The organism is Halobacterium sp. CBA1132 (genome assembly GCF_001485535.1).
GTDB lineage: Archaea > Halobacteriota > Halobacteria > Halobacteriales > Halobacteriaceae > Halobacterium.
Genome location: NZ_BCMZ01000001.1, coordinates 105253 through 122978, shown reverse-complemented (window position 1 = coordinate 122978; position 17726 = coordinate 105253). Strand labels below are relative to the sequence as shown.

Below are 17726 nucleotides of genomic sequence, written 5' to 3'. Positions count from 1 at the left end.
ATGGCCGACGACAGCATCGCGGTCGTAGACCTGGACAGGTGCCAGCCCGACCGTTGTAACTACGAGTGTTCGAACTACTGCCCGCCCAACCGGACGGGCAAGGAGTGCATCACGCTCCGCGGGGAGGACGCCGACGACGGCGACCCCGACCAAGTCCGCATCTCCGAGGAAATCTGTCTCGGGGAGACCTGCGGCATCTGCGTCGAGAAGTGTCCCTTCGACGCCATCGAAATCATCAATCTCCCGCAGGAGCTCGACGACGAGCCAACCCACCGCTACGGCGAGAACGCGTTCTCGCTGTACGGCCTCCCGGTCCCCGAGTCGGGGAAGGTCACGGGCCTGCTCGGCCCGAACGGCATCGGGAAGTCGACGGCGGTGAAGATTCTCGCCGGCGAAATCACGCCCAACCTCGGTCGCCACGACGAGGAGCCGACGTGGGACGAGGTCGTCGACGAGTACCGCGGCACGGAACTCCAGGACTACCTCGAAGGCGTCCGCGCCGGCGACGTCGACGTCGCCCGCAAGCCCCAGTACGTCGACCAGATTCCCGACCAGTTCGACGGCACCACGCGGGAACTGCTGGAACGCACGGACGAACGGGACGTCCTCGACGAACTCGTCGACCGGCTCTCGATTCGCCCCGTCATCGACCAGTCCATCGACTCGCTGTCCGGCGGCGAACTCCAGCGCGTCGCGCTCGCGGCGACGCTCGCCCGCGACGCGGACTTCTACTTCGTGGACGAACTCACGCCGTATCTCGACATCGGCCAGCGCGTCACCGCGGCGCGCATCGTCCGCGAACTCGCCGAGGAGGAGGACAAGGCGGTCCTCGTCGTCGAACACGACCTCGCGGTACTGGACTTGCTCGCGGACTCCATCCACGTCGCGTACGGTGAGCCCTCGGTGTACGGTGTCGTCACGCCGCCCAAGTCGGTGCGCAACGGCATCAACGAGTATCTGCGCGGCTACCTCGACAACGAGAACATGCGCATCCGGCCGGAGGCAATCACGTTCGAGGAGCACGCCCCCCGAGAGACCTCGAAAGCGGAGACGCTGGTCTCGTACCCGGACATGACGAAGTCCTACGGCGACGGCGAGTTCACGCTCAGCGTCGACGGCGGCGACATCAACCGCAACGAAGTGCTGGGCGTGGTCGGCCCGAACGGCATCGGGAAGTCGACGCTCGCCCAGATGCTGGCCGGCGACCTCGACCCGACGAGCGTCGACGGCGAGGAAGGCGCGGACCTCGACGTGGGGCTGGACATCGCGTACAAACCCCAGTACGTCGAGGCCGACCAGCACATCCGCGTGGACGCGTTCCTGTCCTCGATCACGGACGACTTCGGGACGAGCTACTGGAACACCGAAATCGGCGACCCGCTCCAGCTCGACTCGATTCTCGAGCAGAACCTCACGGACCTCTCGGGCGGGGAGCGCCAGCGCGTCGCCATCGCCGCGACGCTCTCGAAGGACGCCGACCTCTACCTCCTCGACGAGCCGAGCGCGCACCTCGACGTCGAGCAGCGCGTGCTCGCGACCCGCGCCATCCGGCGGTTCGCGGAGAATCGCGAGACCACCGTGATGGTCATCGACCACGACATCTACACGATAGACCTGATGAGCGACCGGCTGATGGTGTTCGACGGCGAACCCGGCGAGCGCGGCCGCGCCTCCACCCCGCAGCAGATGCGCTCGGGCATGAACGAGTTCCTCGCGAACCTCGACGTGACGTTCCGCCGCGACGAGAACCTCGGCCGCCCGCGCATCAACAAGCCCGGCAGCCAACTGGACAAACAACAGAAGCGCGACGGCGAATACTACTACACCACCGAGTAGCGCGCCGACGCCGCGCTCGCTACGCCCACGGTACCGACGTGGCGCGCCGACCGCCTGTTCTCCCCGGGAGACCCGCTTAATCCGGGTTAATCGGCGTTGATTGTACGGAAGTCGCGGCCACGGTCCCGCGGGTATAAGCCACGGGACGCCCAACGACCGACCGAGATGAAAGCGACCGTACTGCTCGTGACTGCACTCCTCGTCGTCGGCGCCGCTGCGCCGATGGCGGTCGCCGCGTCGACGGCCGACGGACCGGCAGCGACCGAGTCCGTGGCGGTGCAGGACGGGGACGCAGCGAACGAGACCGACAACGAAACCGAGACAGCGCCCGGTGCCCAGCTCGCCGGCGTCGTCGACGTACAGGCCGCCGAAGTCGAGGGCGAGGTCGAGCGGCGGTCGTTCGGCCTGCAGGTCGCGGCGGCGAAGTCGAACGCCTCGAAGGCGTCAGTCGTCGCCAACCAGACGCAGAACCTCGACCAGCGCCTCGAGGACCTCCGGGAACGCAAGCAGGAGCTAGAGGCCGCCCGCGAGAACGGGAACATCTCCACGGGGCGCTACCGCGCCGAGATGGCGGGACTCGTCGCCCGGATTTCGACGCTCCAGTCGATGACCAACGAGACCGCCGAGACCGCGCGTAGCCTGCCCGAGGAGGCGCTCGCCGAACGTGGTGTGAACGTCTCCGCGCTCGAACGCCTCCGGACGTCCGCGAGCAACCTTTCGGGCCCCGAAGTCGCGGCTATCGCCCGGAGCATCGCCGGTGCGCCGGGGAACAACAGCACGGGACCGCCGTTCGGGAACGGCATGGCCGGCCCACCGGTCGACACGCCAGCGACCCCCGGTGACGACGAGAACGAAACGGCCGACAACGAGACGAATCCCGGTGAGGGCGCGCCCGACGACCCCGGGAACGGTCCCGACGCATCCGGTAACGAGGACGGCGACGACGAAAACGAGACAGCCACCAGCCCCGGCGAGGGTGACACGCCGGGAAACTCGTCTGGCGCGTCCGGTAACGGACCGGGCGTGAACGAGACCAACGAGACGAGCGACGAACCCGGGCCGCCGGACGACCCCGGGAACGGCAACGGCCCGCTCATCGACCTGAGCGTGCTCACCTCGCTGCTCCCCTGACCAGGTAATACGGTCGCGGTCGGCTCTTCTTCGCGCTATTCACCGAACACGAAGTACGGCAGAGTGAAGCAGCCGACAACGAGTATCCGCGAGTGAGCGGTCCAACGGACCCGAACGAAGCGGTTCACCGCGCGACCGGAGGGAGCGCGGGCGCCGAACCCCACCGGAGGTGGGGTGACGGCGCTTTTTCCGCAAGTTTTTGCAAGTGAGGCGCGCGGAGCGCGCCGAACGCTGGAAAAAGTGCGTTTAGAAGACCGTGCGCTGGCAGCTCCCGCAGAGGTGCTGTTCTTTCCGGTCGACTTCTCGCACCGTCGGTGAGAAGTTCATCGCGCAGCGGTTGTTGTCGCAGTGTTCGAGGCCGAGGGTGTGTCCGAGTTCGTGGACGACTTCCTTGCGGACGCGGTCGGCGAAGACGTCGCTGGCGGGGCGCTCGGAGAAGCCGCCGTCGCTGGACGTCTGGAGGCGGTACGTGGAGACGACGCAGCCGCGGCCGTCGAGGTACGCGAGCCCGAAGACGTAGTTTCGGCGGCGGTAGTAGAGGTCTTCGGGGGTGATGGCGATGGTTTTGTCGCCGTTGCCGGCGCGCGTGGCGACGTCGATGAACTCGGCGGCGCGGTACTGGCCGCGCCCGTCGTCGTACGCGCTCTCGGGGACGGGTTGTTCTGTCGCGACGACGACGTCGCAGTCGTAGATGCTCCGTAGGCTCGCAGAGGCCTCGCGTTTGACGTTCGCGGGAACGTCGCCGACGGGCACGATGTCCACCCGCATTAGGACGATGTTAAGCGGCGTGAGGCATAAACATCCCGGCATGAGCAACCTACCCGCGGTCGTGGACGTGCTCGCGGCCTACGACCGACTGGTGGAGGTTGGCGTGGGGCGGCGGCCCGACGTAGCGGCGGAGTTAGCGGCTCGCGGCCGGGACGTAACCTCGACAGACGTCCACGAGTGCGAGGTCCCAGAGGGTGTGGCGTTCGTTCGGGACGACGTGACCGACCCGGAGCCGTCGGTGTACGCCGGCGCAGACGCGGTGTACGCGCTGAACTGCCCGCCCGAACTCCACCGCGCGCTCGTCGCGGCGGCAGCGAAGGCGGGCGCAGCGTGCCTGTTCACGACGCTGGGCGGCGACCAGCCCGCGGTTCCAGTCGAGCGGCGGACCGTCGCCTCGGGGACGCTGTACGTCGCGCGGGAGCGCGGCCGGCGGGACGCGTAACTGTCTTTTCGGCGGGCCGCGTCGGTGGTGGTATGGAAGTGGACGCGGTCGTGCTCGACGTCGACGGCGTGCTCGTGGACGTCGCGGACTCCTACCGGCGCGCCATCGTAGAGTCGGTCCAGTACGTCTACGGGGACACCATCGAGAAGGCCGCCGTCCAGCAGTTCAAGGACGCGGGCGGGTTCAACAACGACTGGACGCTGACGGACGCGGCAGCGCTGTTCGTGCTCGCCGCGCGGGAGGGCTACGACGGCGACGTCGAGGAGTTCACGGACCAAATTGCCGCGCACGGCGGCGGGCTGGCGGGCGCGGAGGGGGTCGTCGAGTCCCACCTCGACCCGCGTGGCGTCGAGCGCGTTCGCGGCGACTGGGCGCCCGACCGCCTCCGCGAGGTGTTCCAGCAGCTGTACCTCGGCTCCGAGTTGTACGAGGAACTGGAGGGCGAGGAGGCCGACCTCCCCCCTGAGGACGGCTACATCAACGACGAGCCGGTCATCGTGACCACGGAGACGGTGGACGCGCTCACGTCGTCGTTCCCGGTCTGCGTGCTGACTGGTCGCCCCGAGGCGGAGGCCGAAATCGCCTTGGAGCGCGTCGGACTGGACGTGCCGCCGGAGCGCCGGTTCACGATGGACGACTGGGAGGAGGGCAAACCCCACCCGCGCGCGCTGGTCGCGCTCGCCGAACGCACGAGCGCGGAGTCGGTGGCGTTCGTCGGGGACACCCTCGACGACATCGAGACGGTCGTGAACGCGCGAGAAGCGGACCCGGACCGGACGTACTACGCGTTCGGCGTGCTCACGGGCGGGCTGACGGGACCGGAAGGCCGCCGGAAGTACGAGGACGCGGGCGCGGACGGCGTGCTCGACTCCGTGAACGATCTGCCCGAGGTCGTCGAATCACGGTAGGGCCACGTCGACACGATACCGGTTTCTGCAACCCTCACGTGGCCAGTAGCGGAGCGTTCAGAGATCGACGTACGGAATCGTCGCTTTCTCCGAATCCGTGTACGCGAGCGCGTCGGCGTTCGTCACGCCGTCGGGCGTCACGAGGTCGACGACGTTCGGCGCGTTGTCGTTGCGCGCGCCGCCGAACTGGTAGCCGGAGTTCGACGCCTGAATCTGTCGGATACGCCCTGGGCCGCTACCCTCCTGTGAGAGCACCAGTGGCGCGATGCGTTGGTCGGTGACGCTGCCGTCGAACGCGCTCTTCGGGAGTTCGATTTTCAGCGCGTCCAGCGACGGGTACGCGGAGACGGCGACGTCGCTGGTGACTGTGGCTCCGTCGGGGGCTTCGACCTGCGGCGGGTTCCAGCCCTCGACGACGACGCGTCGCTGGTAGGGCGCCTCGAAGGTGGCGTTCACGCCCTCGCGAGCCGTCGTCGTTCCGCTGTCGGCGCTGGGGTTACTGAGGTACACCTGCACCGCCTGGAGGCTGAACCCGTTGCCACCCCACGGGTTCGTGAGCGGGCCGGCGAGTGAGACGAGGAACTGGGCGGTCTCGTCGGTCTCGTAGACGCCGAACGTGTCGATGTCGAAGACGCCGTCCTCGAAGACATCGGCGGTCGGATACGTGTAGTGGCCGGGGCCGTAGTCGTCGCCGGTGACATCGTCGAACTCCGCGACCGGCGCGCCGACGTCGGCGTAAGCGACCGTCTTCCGGGCGACCGTGGTCCCGGCGTCCGCAACGTCGCCGCCGTCGGCGGCGACCACGGTGATGCGAGTCTCGCCGTCGGGCAGTTCGACGGTCGTCTCGAAGGAGCCGTTCTCGACGGGGACGTGGCGGGTGTCGCCGAGCGCGCTCACGACGACTTCCTCGCCGTCGGTGGTGCCGGAAACGGTGGCGGGCTGTTCGCCGACGACCCGCGGTGGGAACGACACATCCAGCGAGGGGCCGTCCGGCGGGTCGCTGGCGGCGTAGCGGTCGCGGACGGCCGCCGGCGTCTCGACGGGCTCGCCGGCGTCCAGCGAATGCGCGAGGCGCACGAACTGCGCCATGCTCCACGACAGCGGGGTCGCCGAGCCAGTGCCCTCGCCGAACTCCCAGCCGAACGCGGTCGGCTCCTCGCGGTCCCACACCTGCTCGGGGAGCATCCGGCCGTCGTTGGCGAATCCAGCCATCGTCCGGAGCAGCGCCGCGGGGTCCTCCTCGCCCGCGAGGAGTTCGTACTCCGCGCGCTCGCCGGTGAAAATCGGCCACAGGCGGCCCTTGCCGGCGTTATCGAGGCTCCACGGGGCGCCAGCGCGGTACTGGCCGGAGCCGTCCTGTTCGCCGTAGCCGTCGCCGTTGTACCGGTAGAACGCGGGGCCGTGGGGCGTCTCCGCGCGGATGGTGTCGTCAACGACGGAGACGGAGTTCGCCACGACCGGGTCGTCGGCGGGCTTCACGCCGAGGCGGACGAGTTCGAGGAAGCCGGCGTCGACGACCGCGCGCTCGTCGAGCGTCGGGCCGCCGTTGTTGAGGTTGCGCGGCGCGCCGTCGTCGGGGTCGCGGTCGTCGTTGACGCGTACGTAGTACGGCGTCGGCCCGTTGCCGTCGGCGCCGGTGTCGGTGGCCATCCATTCCTCGGTGTTGGACTGCCAGTGGTCCGCGAGCGCGAGGTACAGCAGCGCGTCCTCGCGGGCGTCGGCGTCGTCGGCGAGGTGCGCAGCGCCGACCAGTCCCGCGATTTCGGCGGCGGTCGTCGACGGTGACAGGCCGCCCTCCTCCTCCCAGCGCTCCTGTCCGGTTTCGGGGCCGTTCGCGGCGACGTAGTCGGCGGACGCCTTCACGTCCGCGTAGTCGAAGCCGAGGTCCGCGAGGTCGTAGCCGTGGCGCTCGACGAGCTGGTGGGTGAGAAGGCTCGGGAACGCGATTTCGTCGAGCTGTTCGCCGCCCCACCGCGTCCGCCCGTCGAGGTACGTGTTCTGCGGGAGGAAGCCGTCCTCGCGCTGCTGGACGCCGTAGAGGTACTCGACGGCGGCGCGCATCGACTCGACGTCGCCCATCGCCTCGAAGGCGGTCGCGGACTGGTAGAGGTCCCGCCCCCAGACGTAGTTGTAGCCGTAGTCGCTGGGCTCGTTCGCCTGCACTTCGCCGCCCCACGGGACGCACAGCGCCGCCAGCCCCGCGCCGGGGAACTGCTTGGATTCGGCGGCTTTCAGCGTCATCGCGGCGAAGTTGTACTGGGGTTCGAGGGCGTCGTCGCCGGCGACCGACGCGGGCGTGTCGACGTGTCCCAGCCAGTTCCGCCACGACTTCGCGTACTTCGCTCGCGTGGCGTCGAACGAGCGCTCGAGGCTCCCGGTGGCTTCGTCGAGCGCGGCGGCCTCATCGGCGTCCTCAGCGAACCCGAGCGCGACCGTCTCCGAGAGCGCGGCCCCGGAGCCGACGCGCGCGGCGAGCGCGACGTTCCCCGACGCACTCTCGTAGCTGGTGCTGTCGTCACCGGCCGTGAGTAGCGGCGAGACGCTGTCCCCGCCGATGACATCGACGCTCGCCCACTCGAAGCCGCTGCGCGCGGCGAGCGCGAGCGCGACGTTGTAGGGGTCGCCGTTCTCGTCGCGAATCACGGCCTGTTCGTCGTTCTCGCCGGTGTCGTGGGCGGTGAGCGCGTACGCGGGACCGTGGCCTTTCGCCTTGCCGTTGCCCTTGTCGCCGCCCTTCGCCTTGCCGTTGCCCTTCGAGCCCCGAAGTTGGCGGACGCTGGCGTCGTCGCCGAACCCGGAGTTCGAGAGCGCGAGGTCGCAGACGACGTAGACGTCGTACTCGCTGCCCGCGCCGTCGAAGGAGACGTCCGCGAGCACGGCGTCGCCGTCGGGGTCGGCGGCGTACTCGACGGTCACCGTCCAGCCGCGCTCGGGGTCGGTCGTCGTCTGTCGGAACAGCAACGCGTCGTCGGCGACGGGTTCGGTCGTTCGTTCGAGCGCGTCGCCCGTGCGGTCCACCTGAAACGTGCGGGCAGTGTACTCGCCGCTCGGGTCGGTGACGAGGAAATCGAGCGTTCGCACGTTCGCGAGGTCGGCGCGCGGGAAGCGGGCCTGCGCGAGCGCCCCCTCGGTGAGCGTGTACCAGACTCGGGAGAAGCCGTCGTCAGCGTGGTCGGCGACGGTGCCGACGCCGTACTGTTCGCCGGTCGTCCAGTACGCGTCGTCACCGCCCACGGGCGGCGCGCCAGCCGCAACGTTGCCGGCGCCGGCGACGGTGGCGGCCGCGCCGGTGCCGAGGAGCTTCAACAGCGTTCGCCTGTCGAGTGTTGGCATGCACCCCGACCCACCACGCTCCAAAACTTAATGTTTTATGTAGTAAATCATTTTTCGAGCGGGCGCCCACACAATTCTTAACCGCGCGCCGGGAGACAGTGAGGTATGCGAATCGCGTTACTCGGCGGGACTGGCGACATCGGCGGCGGACTGGCGCTGCGGTGGGCGTACGACACCGACCACGACGTCGTCGTCGGGTCGCGGGACCCGGAGCGCGCCCGCTCGAAGGCCGAGGAGTACGAGACCGAACTGGACAGCCGCGGCGTCGACCGGAAAATCACGGGCTTCGAGAACGCGATGGCCGCCGACCGCGCGGACGTCGTGGTGCTTGCGGTGCCGCCGTACCACGTCGCCGACCTCGTCGAGGAAATCGCGGACCGCATCGACGAGGACACGCTGGTACTCTCTCCGGCGGTCGGAATGAAGAAGCGCGAGGGCGGCTTCGACTACAACCCGCCGGGCGCGGGCAGCGTCACCGAACTCGTCGCGGAGACGGCGCCCGACGAGGTGCCCGTGGTGGGCGCGTTCCAGAATCTCGCGGCCGACCGACTGGCGAACCTCGACGTGGAGTTGTCCCTCGACACGCTCGTCGTCGGGGACGATAGCGACGCCAAGCAGAACGTCGTCGACCTCGCGGAGGGCATCGAGGGCATCCGCGCGCTCGACGCGGGGCCGCTGGCGAACGCCGCGGAAGTGGAGTCGCTGACGCCGCTGCTCGTCGACCTCGCGCTCCACAACGACAGCCTACACGACGTCGGCGTCACGTTCGAGTGACGCGACCTCCCTGAGTTTCGCTTCGAGCGCGTCGGCGTCGCTGGCGACGACGCGAATCATCGCTTCTTTTCCGACGGCGCCGCGGTCGACGACGGCGTCGGGGGCGCGCTCGCGACCAGTCATCGCTTCGCGCGCGGACCAGTCCATCGTGCCGTCGGCGTCCGCGGGCTCGTCGGTGCGGTCGATACGTTCGACGTCCCAGCGCTCGCGCAGCGCCGCCTCGCGCGCCTCGCTGTAGCGGACGTTCCCGGCGGCGGCGACCCGAGGGTCGTGTTCGCGGACGCCGAGCAGGAAGCGCGCGACGTGACTGGACGCGCCCGGCGCGACGCCACCCGTGGCTCGCACGCCGCGGTTCGTGGCGTGCAGGCGGCCATCGACGGCGACCACGTCCTCGGGAGAAGTGGCGTCGGCGGGCGCGACGGCGACGTTCGTCCCGACCTCTGGGACGAGTTCGGGCGACCACTCGCGTTCGAGCGCGGCGACCACCTCGCGGACCGCGTCGATGGCGTCGGTCGCGTCGGGGCGCACAGCCTCGCGTGCGCCGTCCGCAGCGGCGCGTCGTCCGTCCGCGATTGCGGCGTGGTCGACGGGGCCGGCGCCCGAACCCAGCGAGAGGTCCGACGCGATGGCGGCGGCGACGGCGTCGATACCGCGCTCGACGGCCGTCTCAGTGTCGTCGCCCGCGGCGAGGTGCGCGGCGATGGCGGCCGAGAGCGTGCAGCCGGAGCCGTGCGTGTCGTCGGTGTCGACGCGCTCGTGAGAGAACGCGCGCGTCGTCTCACCCGCGTAGATGTCCACGGGGTCGCCGTCGAGGTGGCCGCCTGTGAGGAGGACGGCGTCGGGGCCGAGGTCGCGAACCGCCTCGGCGGCGGCCCGCATGTCGGCTTCGCTCTCGATTGTGACGCCGGCGAGCAGTTCGGCTTCGGGGACGTTCGGCGTGGCGACGGTCGCCGCCGGCAGCAGGTCCTCGCGGACCGCGTCGACGCCGCGCTCGGTGAGCAGGCGGTCCCCGGACTGGGCGACCACGACGGGGTCGACCACGACCGGGAAGTCCGCATCCCCGAGGGCGTCGGCGACTTCTGCGACGATGTCGGCGTCTCCGAGCATCCCGGTCTTCGCGGCAGCGACGTCGAAGTCGGAGACGACGGCGTCGTACTGCGCGCGAACCGCTTCGGGGTCGAGGACGGTGCTGTGGGTGACGCCCGTGGTGTTCTGGGCGGTGGCGGCGGTGAGCGCCGAGGTGCCGAACGCGCCGCAGGCCTCGAACGTCTTCAGGTCGGCTTGCGCGCCCGCGCCGCCGCCGCTGTCCGAGCCCGCGACGGTGAGCGCGACGGGACGCATCAGTCGTCGGCGGCGGGCGCGGCCTGCGACGGGAGGTCGACCCGCGGCTCGTCGGTGCCGAGTTCGTCCATGACGGCGTTCGCGGCGGCCTTCCCGGAGAGCAGCATCGCGCCGAACGTCGGGCCCATGCGCGTGAGACCGTGGACGGTCGCCGTGGAGAGGCCGGCGGTAATCAGACCGTCGTGGACCTTGCCGGTCTGCTCGACGACCTTGTCCTCGCTGTCCGCGACCCACATCGAGTCGTGGCCGGGGGAGTCGTGGCCGGGCGCGCCGTACTCGCCCTCCTCGGTGTTGTCCATCCCGGTGTTGTGTTCGTCGGCGTGCTCGATGCCGGCCGCGTCGACGACGCCGCGTTCTTGGAGTTTGGAGACGACGACGGCGTCGTGGCCGGTGGCGTCGACGACCACGTCGGATTCGACGGCGATGGGGTCGACGCACGTGAGTTCCCGGGGGAGCGCGTGGACGGGCGTCCAGTTCATCACGATGCCCGCGACCTCGTGGTCGTCGCGCACGACGACGTCCGTGAACTCGGTCATGTTCTGGATGCGCGCGCCGGCGTCGCAGGCCGCCTTGATGAGCGACGAGCAAGCGTGGGGGCCGTCCGCGACCGCGAGGCCCTCGGTCTCGTCGTCGTACTCGTAGGGGACGCCGAGGTCGTCGAGGACTTCGTCGGCGGGCGCGCGGACGGTGAGCTTGTTCATCAGGAAGCCGCCGAGCCAGAACCCACCACCGAGATAGTTGTTCTTCTCGACGACGGTGACGTCGACGTCGCGTTCGGCGAGCTCTTTGGCGGCCATCAGTCCGGACGGGCCGCCGCCGACGATGATGACGTCGGTCTCGGTGTCGTCGATGAACTCCTCTGTCCACTGGCGGGCGATTGCGCGAGTGACCTGTGCTTCGTCTGCGTCGGCGAACGAGTCGAACGACATATTCGCTAGTGATACCACCGGCTACTTATCGGTTTGGATGTGCGTTGACGACAATCGCGGCGGCGAGTAGATTCGGCGCGAGGCGTCCTCGAAACGGAGCGAGCGGCCGCCCGAGTGTTCCGGTCCACCGGAATCCCTTTCTCTGTGCGACTCCTCCGTTCGAGTATCACATTTCTCGTCAACCGTGGTCCGCTAGCGCCGGGCTACGTACGACCGCGTGAACTGCAAACGACCCACACAGCGCGCGCGACGGCCCGCCCGACGCCGGAGGTGGGTGCGTGAACCCGAACCGCGTCGACAGCCTCACGGACCTGACCTACGGCGTGCTCATCTTCGTCTCGGTCGCCCTGTTCTCCGTCGTCGGAACGGAGACCGGACTGGCGTTCGGCCTCGGGGTGTTGGCGTCGTACGTCGTCCACATCGCGTGGAAGATGGCGCGCTTCGACCCCGACTGGATGACCCAAGCGGTCAGCGACACCGTCGAGGAGACTGTCAGCGACACCGTCGAGGAAACGGTCGACGAAACTGTCGAGGAGAAGGTCGGTGAGACGGTCGAACAGACCGTCGCAGACAGCGTCGAGAAGTCCGTCGGCGAAACCGTCGACGAGACCGTCGAGAAAACCGTCGAGGAGACGGTTGGCGAAACTGTCGAGCAGAAAGTCGGTGAGACTGTCGAAGAAACCGTTGGCGAAACTGTCGAGCAGAAGGTTGGTGAGACGGTCGAGGAGACGGTGGGCGAAACCGTCGAAGAGACCGTCGAGGAAACGGTCGAGGAAACCGTCGAGAAAACCGTCGAAGAAACCGTTGGCGAGACTGTCGAGCAGAAAGTCGGCGAAACCGTCGAAGAGACCGTCGAAGAAACGGTCGAGGAAACCGTCGAGAAAACCGTCGAAGAAACCGTCGAGAAAACCGTCGAGGAGACGACGGCGGACGCCGACGACGAGTCGGTCGAGGAGAAAGTCGAAGCCGTCGAAGAGCGGTACACCGACGAGGACGGCGACGAGGAGAAGCAGTCGAGAGACGACGTGGAACCCGACGAGGACGAGCCCAAATGAGCGCGCTCGCTACGCGGACGTCCCCGGAGGTGGCGGCGTGATTGGCGTCCTGCTGGTGGTCGGCATCTTGGTCGCAATGTTCGTCGGCTTCAACGTCGGCGGGTCGACGACCGGGCCGGCGTTCGGTCCCGCGGTCGGTGCGGACGCCATCTCGAAACCGATGGCGGCGCTGCTGATGACGGCGTTCTTCGCGGTCGGCGCGTGGACGCTGGGCCGCCGCGTCGTGGACACGCTCGGGCGCGAACTCGTCACGAACCCCGAGATATTCACGCTGGAGGCCAGCATCGGCGTGCTGTTCTTCGTGGGAATCGCGCTGTTCGTCGGGAACTTCTTCGGCGTCCCCGCCTCCACGTCGATGACGGCCGTCGGCGCCATCGCCGGACTCGGCGTCGCGCAGAACGCTCTCGACTGGGCGGTGTTCGGCGAAATCGCTATCTGGTGGCTGGTCGCGCCCGTCATCGGCTTCTGGGTGTCGCTCATCGTCGGGCGGTACTTCTACGCGCGACTGAACAGATTCATCGCGATGGACCGCAGCGACGGCGACCTACTGGAAGTGGACCGCTCAGGCGCCGTCCCGGTGCCGCGGCCCACGGAGACGACGAACCGCCGCGAGCTAATCGGCGTCACCACCGTCATCGCTATCGGCTGCCTGATGGCGTTCAGTTCGGGGACGAGCAACGTCGCGAACGCCATCGCGCCGCTGGTCGGCAGCGGCGTCCTGGAGATGAACCCCGCCATCATCATCGGCTGCGTCGCAGTCGGTATCGGCGCGTTCACCATCGCGCGGCGCACGCTCGAAACGATGGGCAGCGACATCACGGAACTCCCGCTGACGGCGGCCATCGTCGTCGCGGTCGTGAGCGCGTCGCTGGTCATCTTCCTGTCGGCCATCGGCATCCCCGCGAGCTTCGTCGTCATCGCCACCATGTCCATCGTCGGCCTCGGCTGGGGGCGCGCGACGCGCCCCGTCTCCGTGCCGGAGGCGGTCCGCGGCGAGGGCGAGGTGCCCGTCTCTGTGGGCGGCCTCGCCGCCGACGAAGACGGCGACGACGAGGTTCCGGCTATCGGCGAGGAGGACCCCGAGGACATCCCGAGCGCGTCGGACCTCTTCGACCCCGGGACGACCGGCCGCGTCGTCCTCATGCAGAACGTCGTTCCGATGCTGGCGACTATCGGCGCCTACCTCACGTTCCGCTTCGTCCCCATTTTCGGGTTCTGAGCGTTACAGCGTCCAGAAGACGGCGATGCCGCCGACCGTGACGAACGACAACAGCAACTGCAGCGGCATCCCGACGCGGACGTAGTCTCCGAACTTGTAGCCGCCCGGCCCGTACACGAAGAGGTTCGTCTGGTAGCCGACCGGCGTCATGAACGCCGTCGACGCCGCGAACGTCACCGCGAGCACGAACGCGAACGGGTTCGCGCCGACTTCCAGCGAGGCCTCGACGGCGACGGGAATCATCAACACGACGCTGGCGTTGTTCGAGATGACGCCGGTGATGAGACTCGTCGCGACGTAGAACACCCACAGCACGCCGATTGGGGGAAGGACCGTACCGGTCGCCGCGACGAGCGCGCCCAAGAGGTTCGCGCCGCCGGTCTGCTCTAAGGCGATGCCGAGCGGAATCACGCCCGCCAGCAGGAAGATGACGTTCCAGTCCACGGACTCGTAGATTTCGCCGGGGTGCAACACGCCGGTGGCGACCATCGCGACGACGCCAGCGAGCGCGGCCACGACGATGTTGACCGGGAGCAGCGTCGCCGCGCCGATGACGCCGACGATGGTGGCGACGGCGTACGGAATCTTCTCGGTGCGGTAGTCGGGCTCATCGGGCTCGTGCGCGAGGATGAAGTCCGGGCTCTGCGAGAGCCGGTCGATGCTGTCCTCGGGCGCCTGAATCAGCAGCGTGTCGCCGACGCGGAGCTTGAGTTCGTCCATGCGCTGGCGGACGGTCTCCCCGCGCGAGCGGTACGCCAACACGTTCGCGTCGTAGCGCCCGCGGAACGACGACGACTTCAGCGTCTCGCCGACCAGCGACGACCCCGACTGGATGACGAGTTCGACGAGCGTCTGGTCTTCTTCGGTGCTAGGCTCCAGTTCGGGGTCCGTCTCGGGCGCGCCCGTCAGCGCGAGGTCGTCGACGTTCGCGATGGCGGCCAGCGTCTGCCGGTCGGTCCGAATCGTGAGCACGTCACCGGGCTTGATGACCTTCTGCCCGATGGGCTCGATGAATCGCTCCCCGCCGCGCACGAGCTGGAGGACGTCGGCGTCGAAGCGCTGCTCGTCGATGGCCTCCGAGACGGTCTTCCCGACGAGCGGCGAGGACGCCTGCACGACGACCTCGCTGAGGTAGTCCTGCATGTCGTACTCCGCGAGATAGTCCTCCTCCGGGGGGACGCGCTCGGGGAGCAGCCAGTAGCCAATCGTCATCAGGTAGGCTGCGCCGACGACGAGCACGATGATGCCGAGGTGCGTGAACTCGAACATCGAGAACGCGTGGAGGGCGTCGATTCCCCGCGCCGTCCCGATGCGTTCGGCGGTCTGACTCGCGAGGATGTTCGTCGACGTCCCGATGAGCGTCAACATCCCGCCGAGCATCGACGCGTAGGACAGGGGAATCAAGAGCTTCGACGGCGATGTCCCGCCCTTGTGCGCGAGGTCGCTGATGACCGGCACGAGGATGGCGACCACGGGCGTGTTGTTGATGAACCCCGACGCGGGGCCGGTCGCGAGAATCGTCGACGCGAGCTGGCGGCGCTTGTTCGTGCCCGCGAACGCCGACATCCAGCGCCCGATAATCTGGACGACGCCCGACCGGGAGACGCCGTGGCTCAGGATGAGCATCGCCAACACCGTGATGGTCGCCGGGTTCGAGAACCCCGAGAGCCCCTCGGTGACGGTGATGTTCGTCCACGGCTCTAGAATCATCAGCGTCACCATCACGAGAATCGCGGTGACGTCCAGCGGCAGCGCCTCCGTCACGAACAACACCAGCGTCACCGCAACGAGTGCGAAGACGACTGCCATCTCGGTCGTCACCGGGGGAAGGTCCCCGAGCGCGGCGAGCGGCAGAGACGCGAACATGAGAGGACTGTCGGCGGTGGGTCACAACAGCCTGACGGTCGCTACGCTGGGCGCGAGAAAAACAACGGAGGGGTGAGTGTTGCGGCCGCCGCGTCGAGGAACGCCTCGGTTACGCGCCGGCTTCCTTGAGGGCGTCCTCGAGCTGGTCGCGCTGCGTGACACCGACGAAGCGCTCGACGACGCCGTCGTCGTCCTCGACGACGACAGTCGGAATCGAACGCACCTGGTACTCGTTGGCGACGTCTTCGTTCTCGTCGACATCGATTTTCTCGAAGGTGACGCTGTCGCCGTAGTCCTCCTCGAGGTCTTCGAGGATGGGGTCTTGCGTCTTGCAGGGGCCACACCAGTCGGCGTAGAAGTCCTTGATTGTGACAGTCATCGGTCCCTTCGTCCTTGCCCCGCGCCCCGCATAAGGGTTACTCACGGGACGGCGCTCGCCGCTTCACCGCGGAGAGCGCCGCGGCGCCGTTCCAGCGGCGAGCCGCCCGGACACGAAAGGTTTACGCGGGTTCGGGTCGGAGTCGGGTGTATGAGCAGTGGTGAGAACTCCGGCGGGCTGATGTCCAGCGCAGGACTAGTCCGGTACTTCGACTCCGAGGACCCGAACGCCATCCGCATCGACCCGCGCTCCGTGGTGGCGACGGGCGCGTTCTTCGGCATCGCCGTACTCCTCCTGCAGTTCTTCGCCTGACCGGACCCCGAGAGGCTTTTTCCGCGGCGGCTCGTACGCGAGTGCATGACTGTTAGCGCCGGCGTCGTCGCCGTGCAGGGCGACGTCTCCGAGCACGCGGACGCCATCCGTCGGGCCGCCGACGAGCACGGACTCGACGCCGACGTCACCGAGATTCGGCGCTCCGGGCTCGTCCCGGACTGTGACATCCTGTTGTTGCCGGGCGGGGAGTCCACCGCGATTTCGCGGCTGCTCGCCCGCGAGGGCATCGACGAGGAGATTCGCGCGCACGTCGACGCCGGGAAGCCGATGCTGGCGACCTGTGCGGGCCTCATCGTCTCCTCGACGGACGCCAACGACGACCGCGTGCAGACGCTTGACCTCGTGGACGCGACCGTCGACCGGAACGCGTTCGGCCGGCAGAAAGACTCCTTCGAGGCACCGCTCGACGTCGAGGGACTCGACGAGCCGTTCCCCGCGGTGTTCATCCGCGCGCCGCTGGTCGCGGACGTCGGCGACGGCGTGGACGTGCTCGCGGATTGGGACGGCAACCCCGTCGCCATCCGCCACGGGCCGGTCGTCGGTACGTCGTTCCACCCCGAGCTAACCGACGACTCCCGGATTCACGACCTCGCGTTCTTCCTGAACGAGGAGGCAAGCTTTTGAGCGTCCTCGCGAAAACATGGGCATGAACGCACACATCGACGGCGTTCGCGTGGCCGGGACGCCGGACGGCCCGCTGCCGGTCGTGCTCGTCGGCGTCGACGGCGAGGACGACGTGCTCCCCATCTTCGTCGGCTTCGAGGAAGCCACCAGCATCGCGCACGGGCTGGACGCCACGGACATCGGGCGGCCGCTGACCCACGACCTCACGCTGGACCTCGTCGAGGAGTTGGGCGGCCGCATCGACCACGTCACGGTGTCGGATGTCGACGGCGGGACGTACTACGCGGACCTCCACGTCGACACGCCGCGCGGCGACGCCGTCGTGGACGCCCGACCCAGCGACTCGCTGGCGCTTGCTGCGCGGACTGACGCCCGAATCGAGGTCGACGACGCGGTCTTCGAGGACGGCCGCCGCGACCCCGGCGAGTTCGACGACCTCGACGACATCCGCGAGGTGATGGCGGCGTGAGCGACGACCTGCTCCGCGAGCTGTTCGAGGTCATCGAGGACCGGAAAGAGAACCTCCCCGAGGACTCCTACACGGCGGAGCTGTTCACCCACGAGAAGGGCGAGAACGCCGCCTTGGAGAAGCTCGGCGAGGAAGCGACGGAGTTCATCCTCGCCGCGAAGGACGGCGACGAAGACGAACTCGCGCACGAGGGCGCGGACATCGTCTACCACATGCTCGTCGTGCTCGCCCAGCACGACGTGGACGCCGACGACCTGCTGGACGAACTCGAAGCCCGGCGGTAGTCGCCGACTAGTGTGGCTCAAGTAGCCGGGCACGA

At 68.5% G+C, this 17726-nt stretch carries 17 protein-coding genes; 11 read left to right on the top strand and 6 right to left on the bottom strand.

The window, feature by feature from the left end; translation table 11 throughout:
* Positions 1 to 1836: a ribosome biogenesis/translation initiation ATPase RLI gene (locus AVZ66_RS00610; protein ID WP_058980802.1), complete on the top strand. Its 1836-nt coding sequence runs from the start codon at positions 1 to 3 to the stop codon at positions 1834 to 1836.
* Between the two features lie 165 nt (positions 1837 to 2001).
* The gene (locus AVZ66_RS00605) at positions 2002 to 2967 is read left to right on the top strand and encodes a hypothetical protein (protein ID WP_058980800.1); all 966 of its coding nucleotides are present in this window, start codon (positions 2002 to 2004) and stop codon (positions 2965 to 2967) included.
* Positions 2968 to 3213: 246 nt separating this feature from the next.
* Here the strand turns inward: AVZ66_RS00605 and AVZ66_RS00600 are convergent, their stop codons facing one another.
* The gene (locus AVZ66_RS00600; protein WP_058980798.1) at positions 3214 to 3735 is read right to left on the bottom strand and encodes an archaemetzincin family Zn-dependent metalloprotease; all 522 of its coding nucleotides are present in this window, start codon (positions 3733 to 3735) and stop codon (positions 3214 to 3216) included.
* Positions 3736 to 3775: 40 nt separating this feature from the next.
* On the opposite strand from AVZ66_RS00600, the gene AVZ66_RS00595 reads away from it, so the two are divergent.
* Together AVZ66_RS00595 and AVZ66_RS00590 are read left to right on the top strand one after the other, a co-directional pair.
* Positions 3776 to 4177, top strand: coding sequence for a UPF0146 family protein (locus AVZ66_RS00595; protein WP_058980796.1), 402 nt, complete (start codon positions 3776 to 3778; stop codon positions 4175 to 4177).
* A 32-nt stretch (positions 4178 to 4209) separates the two neighbouring features.
* Positions 4210 to 5085, top strand: coding sequence for a TIGR01548 family HAD-type hydrolase (locus AVZ66_RS00590; RefSeq protein WP_058980794.1), 876 nt, complete (start codon positions 4210 to 4212; stop codon positions 5083 to 5085).
* A 57-nt stretch (positions 5086 to 5142) separates the two neighbouring features.
* On the opposite strand, the gene AVZ66_RS00585 is transcribed toward AVZ66_RS00590, so the two are convergent.
* Positions 5143 to 8418: a glucodextranase DOMON-like domain-containing protein gene (locus tag AVZ66_RS00585; RefSeq protein ID WP_082678733.1), complete on the bottom strand. Its 3276-nt coding sequence runs from the start codon at positions 8416 to 8418 to the stop codon at positions 5143 to 5145.
* Positions 8419 to 8523: 105 nt separating this feature from the next.
* Between AVZ66_RS00585 and npdG the strand changes: the two genes are divergently transcribed.
* On the top strand, positions 8524 to 9192 hold the full coding sequence (gene npdG, locus AVZ66_RS00580) for an NADPH-dependent F420 reductase (protein WP_058980792.1): 669 nt from the start codon (positions 8524 to 8526) through the stop codon (positions 9190 to 9192).
* On the opposite strand, the gene thiD is transcribed toward npdG, so the two are convergent.
* Together thiD and AVZ66_RS00570 are read right to left on the bottom strand one after the other, a co-directional pair.
* A complete protein-coding gene (gene thiD, locus AVZ66_RS00575) occupies positions 9163 to 10533 on the bottom strand; it encodes a bifunctional hydroxymethylpyrimidine kinase/phosphomethylpyrimidine kinase (RefSeq protein WP_058980789.1) in 1371 nt (456 codons plus the stop codon). The genes npdG and thiD overlap by 30 nt on opposite strands.
* The gene (locus AVZ66_RS00570; protein ID WP_058980788.1) at positions 10533 to 11462 is read right to left on the bottom strand and encodes a sulfide-dependent adenosine diphosphate thiazole synthase; all 930 of its coding nucleotides are present in this window, start codon (positions 11460 to 11462) and stop codon (positions 10533 to 10535) included. The genes thiD and AVZ66_RS00570 overlap by 1 nt, the downstream gene beginning before the upstream one ends.
* Positions 11463 to 11740: 278 nt before the next feature.
* Here AVZ66_RS00570 and AVZ66_RS00565 point away from each other — a divergent pair, with 278 nt between their 5' ends.
* Both AVZ66_RS00565 and AVZ66_RS00560 read left to right on the top strand, forming a co-directional pair.
* Positions 11741 to 12517 (top strand): hypothetical protein, encoded by a 777-nt coding sequence (locus AVZ66_RS00565; RefSeq protein ID WP_058980786.1) that lies wholly within the window; start codon positions 11741 to 11743, stop codon positions 12515 to 12517.
* A gap of 37 nt (positions 12518 to 12554) precedes the next feature.
* Positions 12555 to 13736 (top strand): inorganic phosphate transporter, encoded by a 1182-nt coding sequence (locus AVZ66_RS00560; protein WP_058980784.1) that lies wholly within the window; start codon positions 12555 to 12557, stop codon positions 13734 to 13736.
* 3 nt (positions 13737 to 13739) lie between these two features.
* Here the strand turns inward: AVZ66_RS00560 and AVZ66_RS00555 are convergent, their stop codons facing one another.
* Both AVZ66_RS00555 and trxA read right to left on the bottom strand, forming a co-directional pair.
* Entirely contained in the window at positions 13740 to 15602 is a 1863-nt protein-coding gene (locus AVZ66_RS00555; RefSeq protein WP_058980782.1) for an SLC13 family permease, read from the bottom strand.
* A 109-nt stretch (positions 15603 to 15711) separates the two neighbouring features.
* Positions 15712 to 15981 (bottom strand): thioredoxin, encoded by a 270-nt coding sequence (gene trxA / locus AVZ66_RS00550; protein WP_058980780.1) that lies wholly within the window; start codon positions 15979 to 15981, stop codon positions 15712 to 15714.
* Between the two features lie 150 nt (positions 15982 to 16131).
* Here trxA and AVZ66_RS00545 point away from each other — a divergent pair, with 150 nt between their 5' ends.
* From AVZ66_RS00545 to hisE, 4 genes are read left to right on the top strand one after another with little or no spacing between them, the layout of a single operon-like run.
* Positions 16132 to 16293 (top strand): preprotein translocase subunit Sec61beta, encoded by a 162-nt coding sequence (locus AVZ66_RS00545; RefSeq protein ID WP_058980779.1) that lies wholly within the window; start codon positions 16132 to 16134, stop codon positions 16291 to 16293.
* Positions 16294 to 16338: 45 nt separating this feature from the next.
* Positions 16339 to 16938: a pyridoxal 5'-phosphate synthase glutaminase subunit PdxT gene (pdxT, locus tag AVZ66_RS00540; RefSeq protein ID WP_058980777.1), complete on the top strand. Its 600-nt coding sequence runs from the start codon at positions 16339 to 16341 to the stop codon at positions 16936 to 16938.
* A 22-nt stretch (positions 16939 to 16960) separates the two neighbouring features.
* Positions 16961 to 17407: a bifunctional nuclease family protein gene (locus AVZ66_RS00535; RefSeq protein ID WP_058980775.1), complete on the top strand. Its 447-nt coding sequence runs from the start codon at positions 16961 to 16963 to the stop codon at positions 17405 to 17407.
* Positions 17404 to 17691 carry a phosphoribosyl-ATP diphosphatase gene (hisE, locus tag AVZ66_RS00530; protein ID WP_058980770.1) on the top strand — a complete coding sequence of 96 codons (288 nt, stop codon included), beginning with the start codon at positions 17404 to 17406 and terminating at the stop codon, positions 17689 to 17691. Before AVZ66_RS00535 ends, hisE begins: the two co-directional genes overlap by 4 nt.
* Positions 17692 to 17726 lie beyond the last annotated feature (35 nt).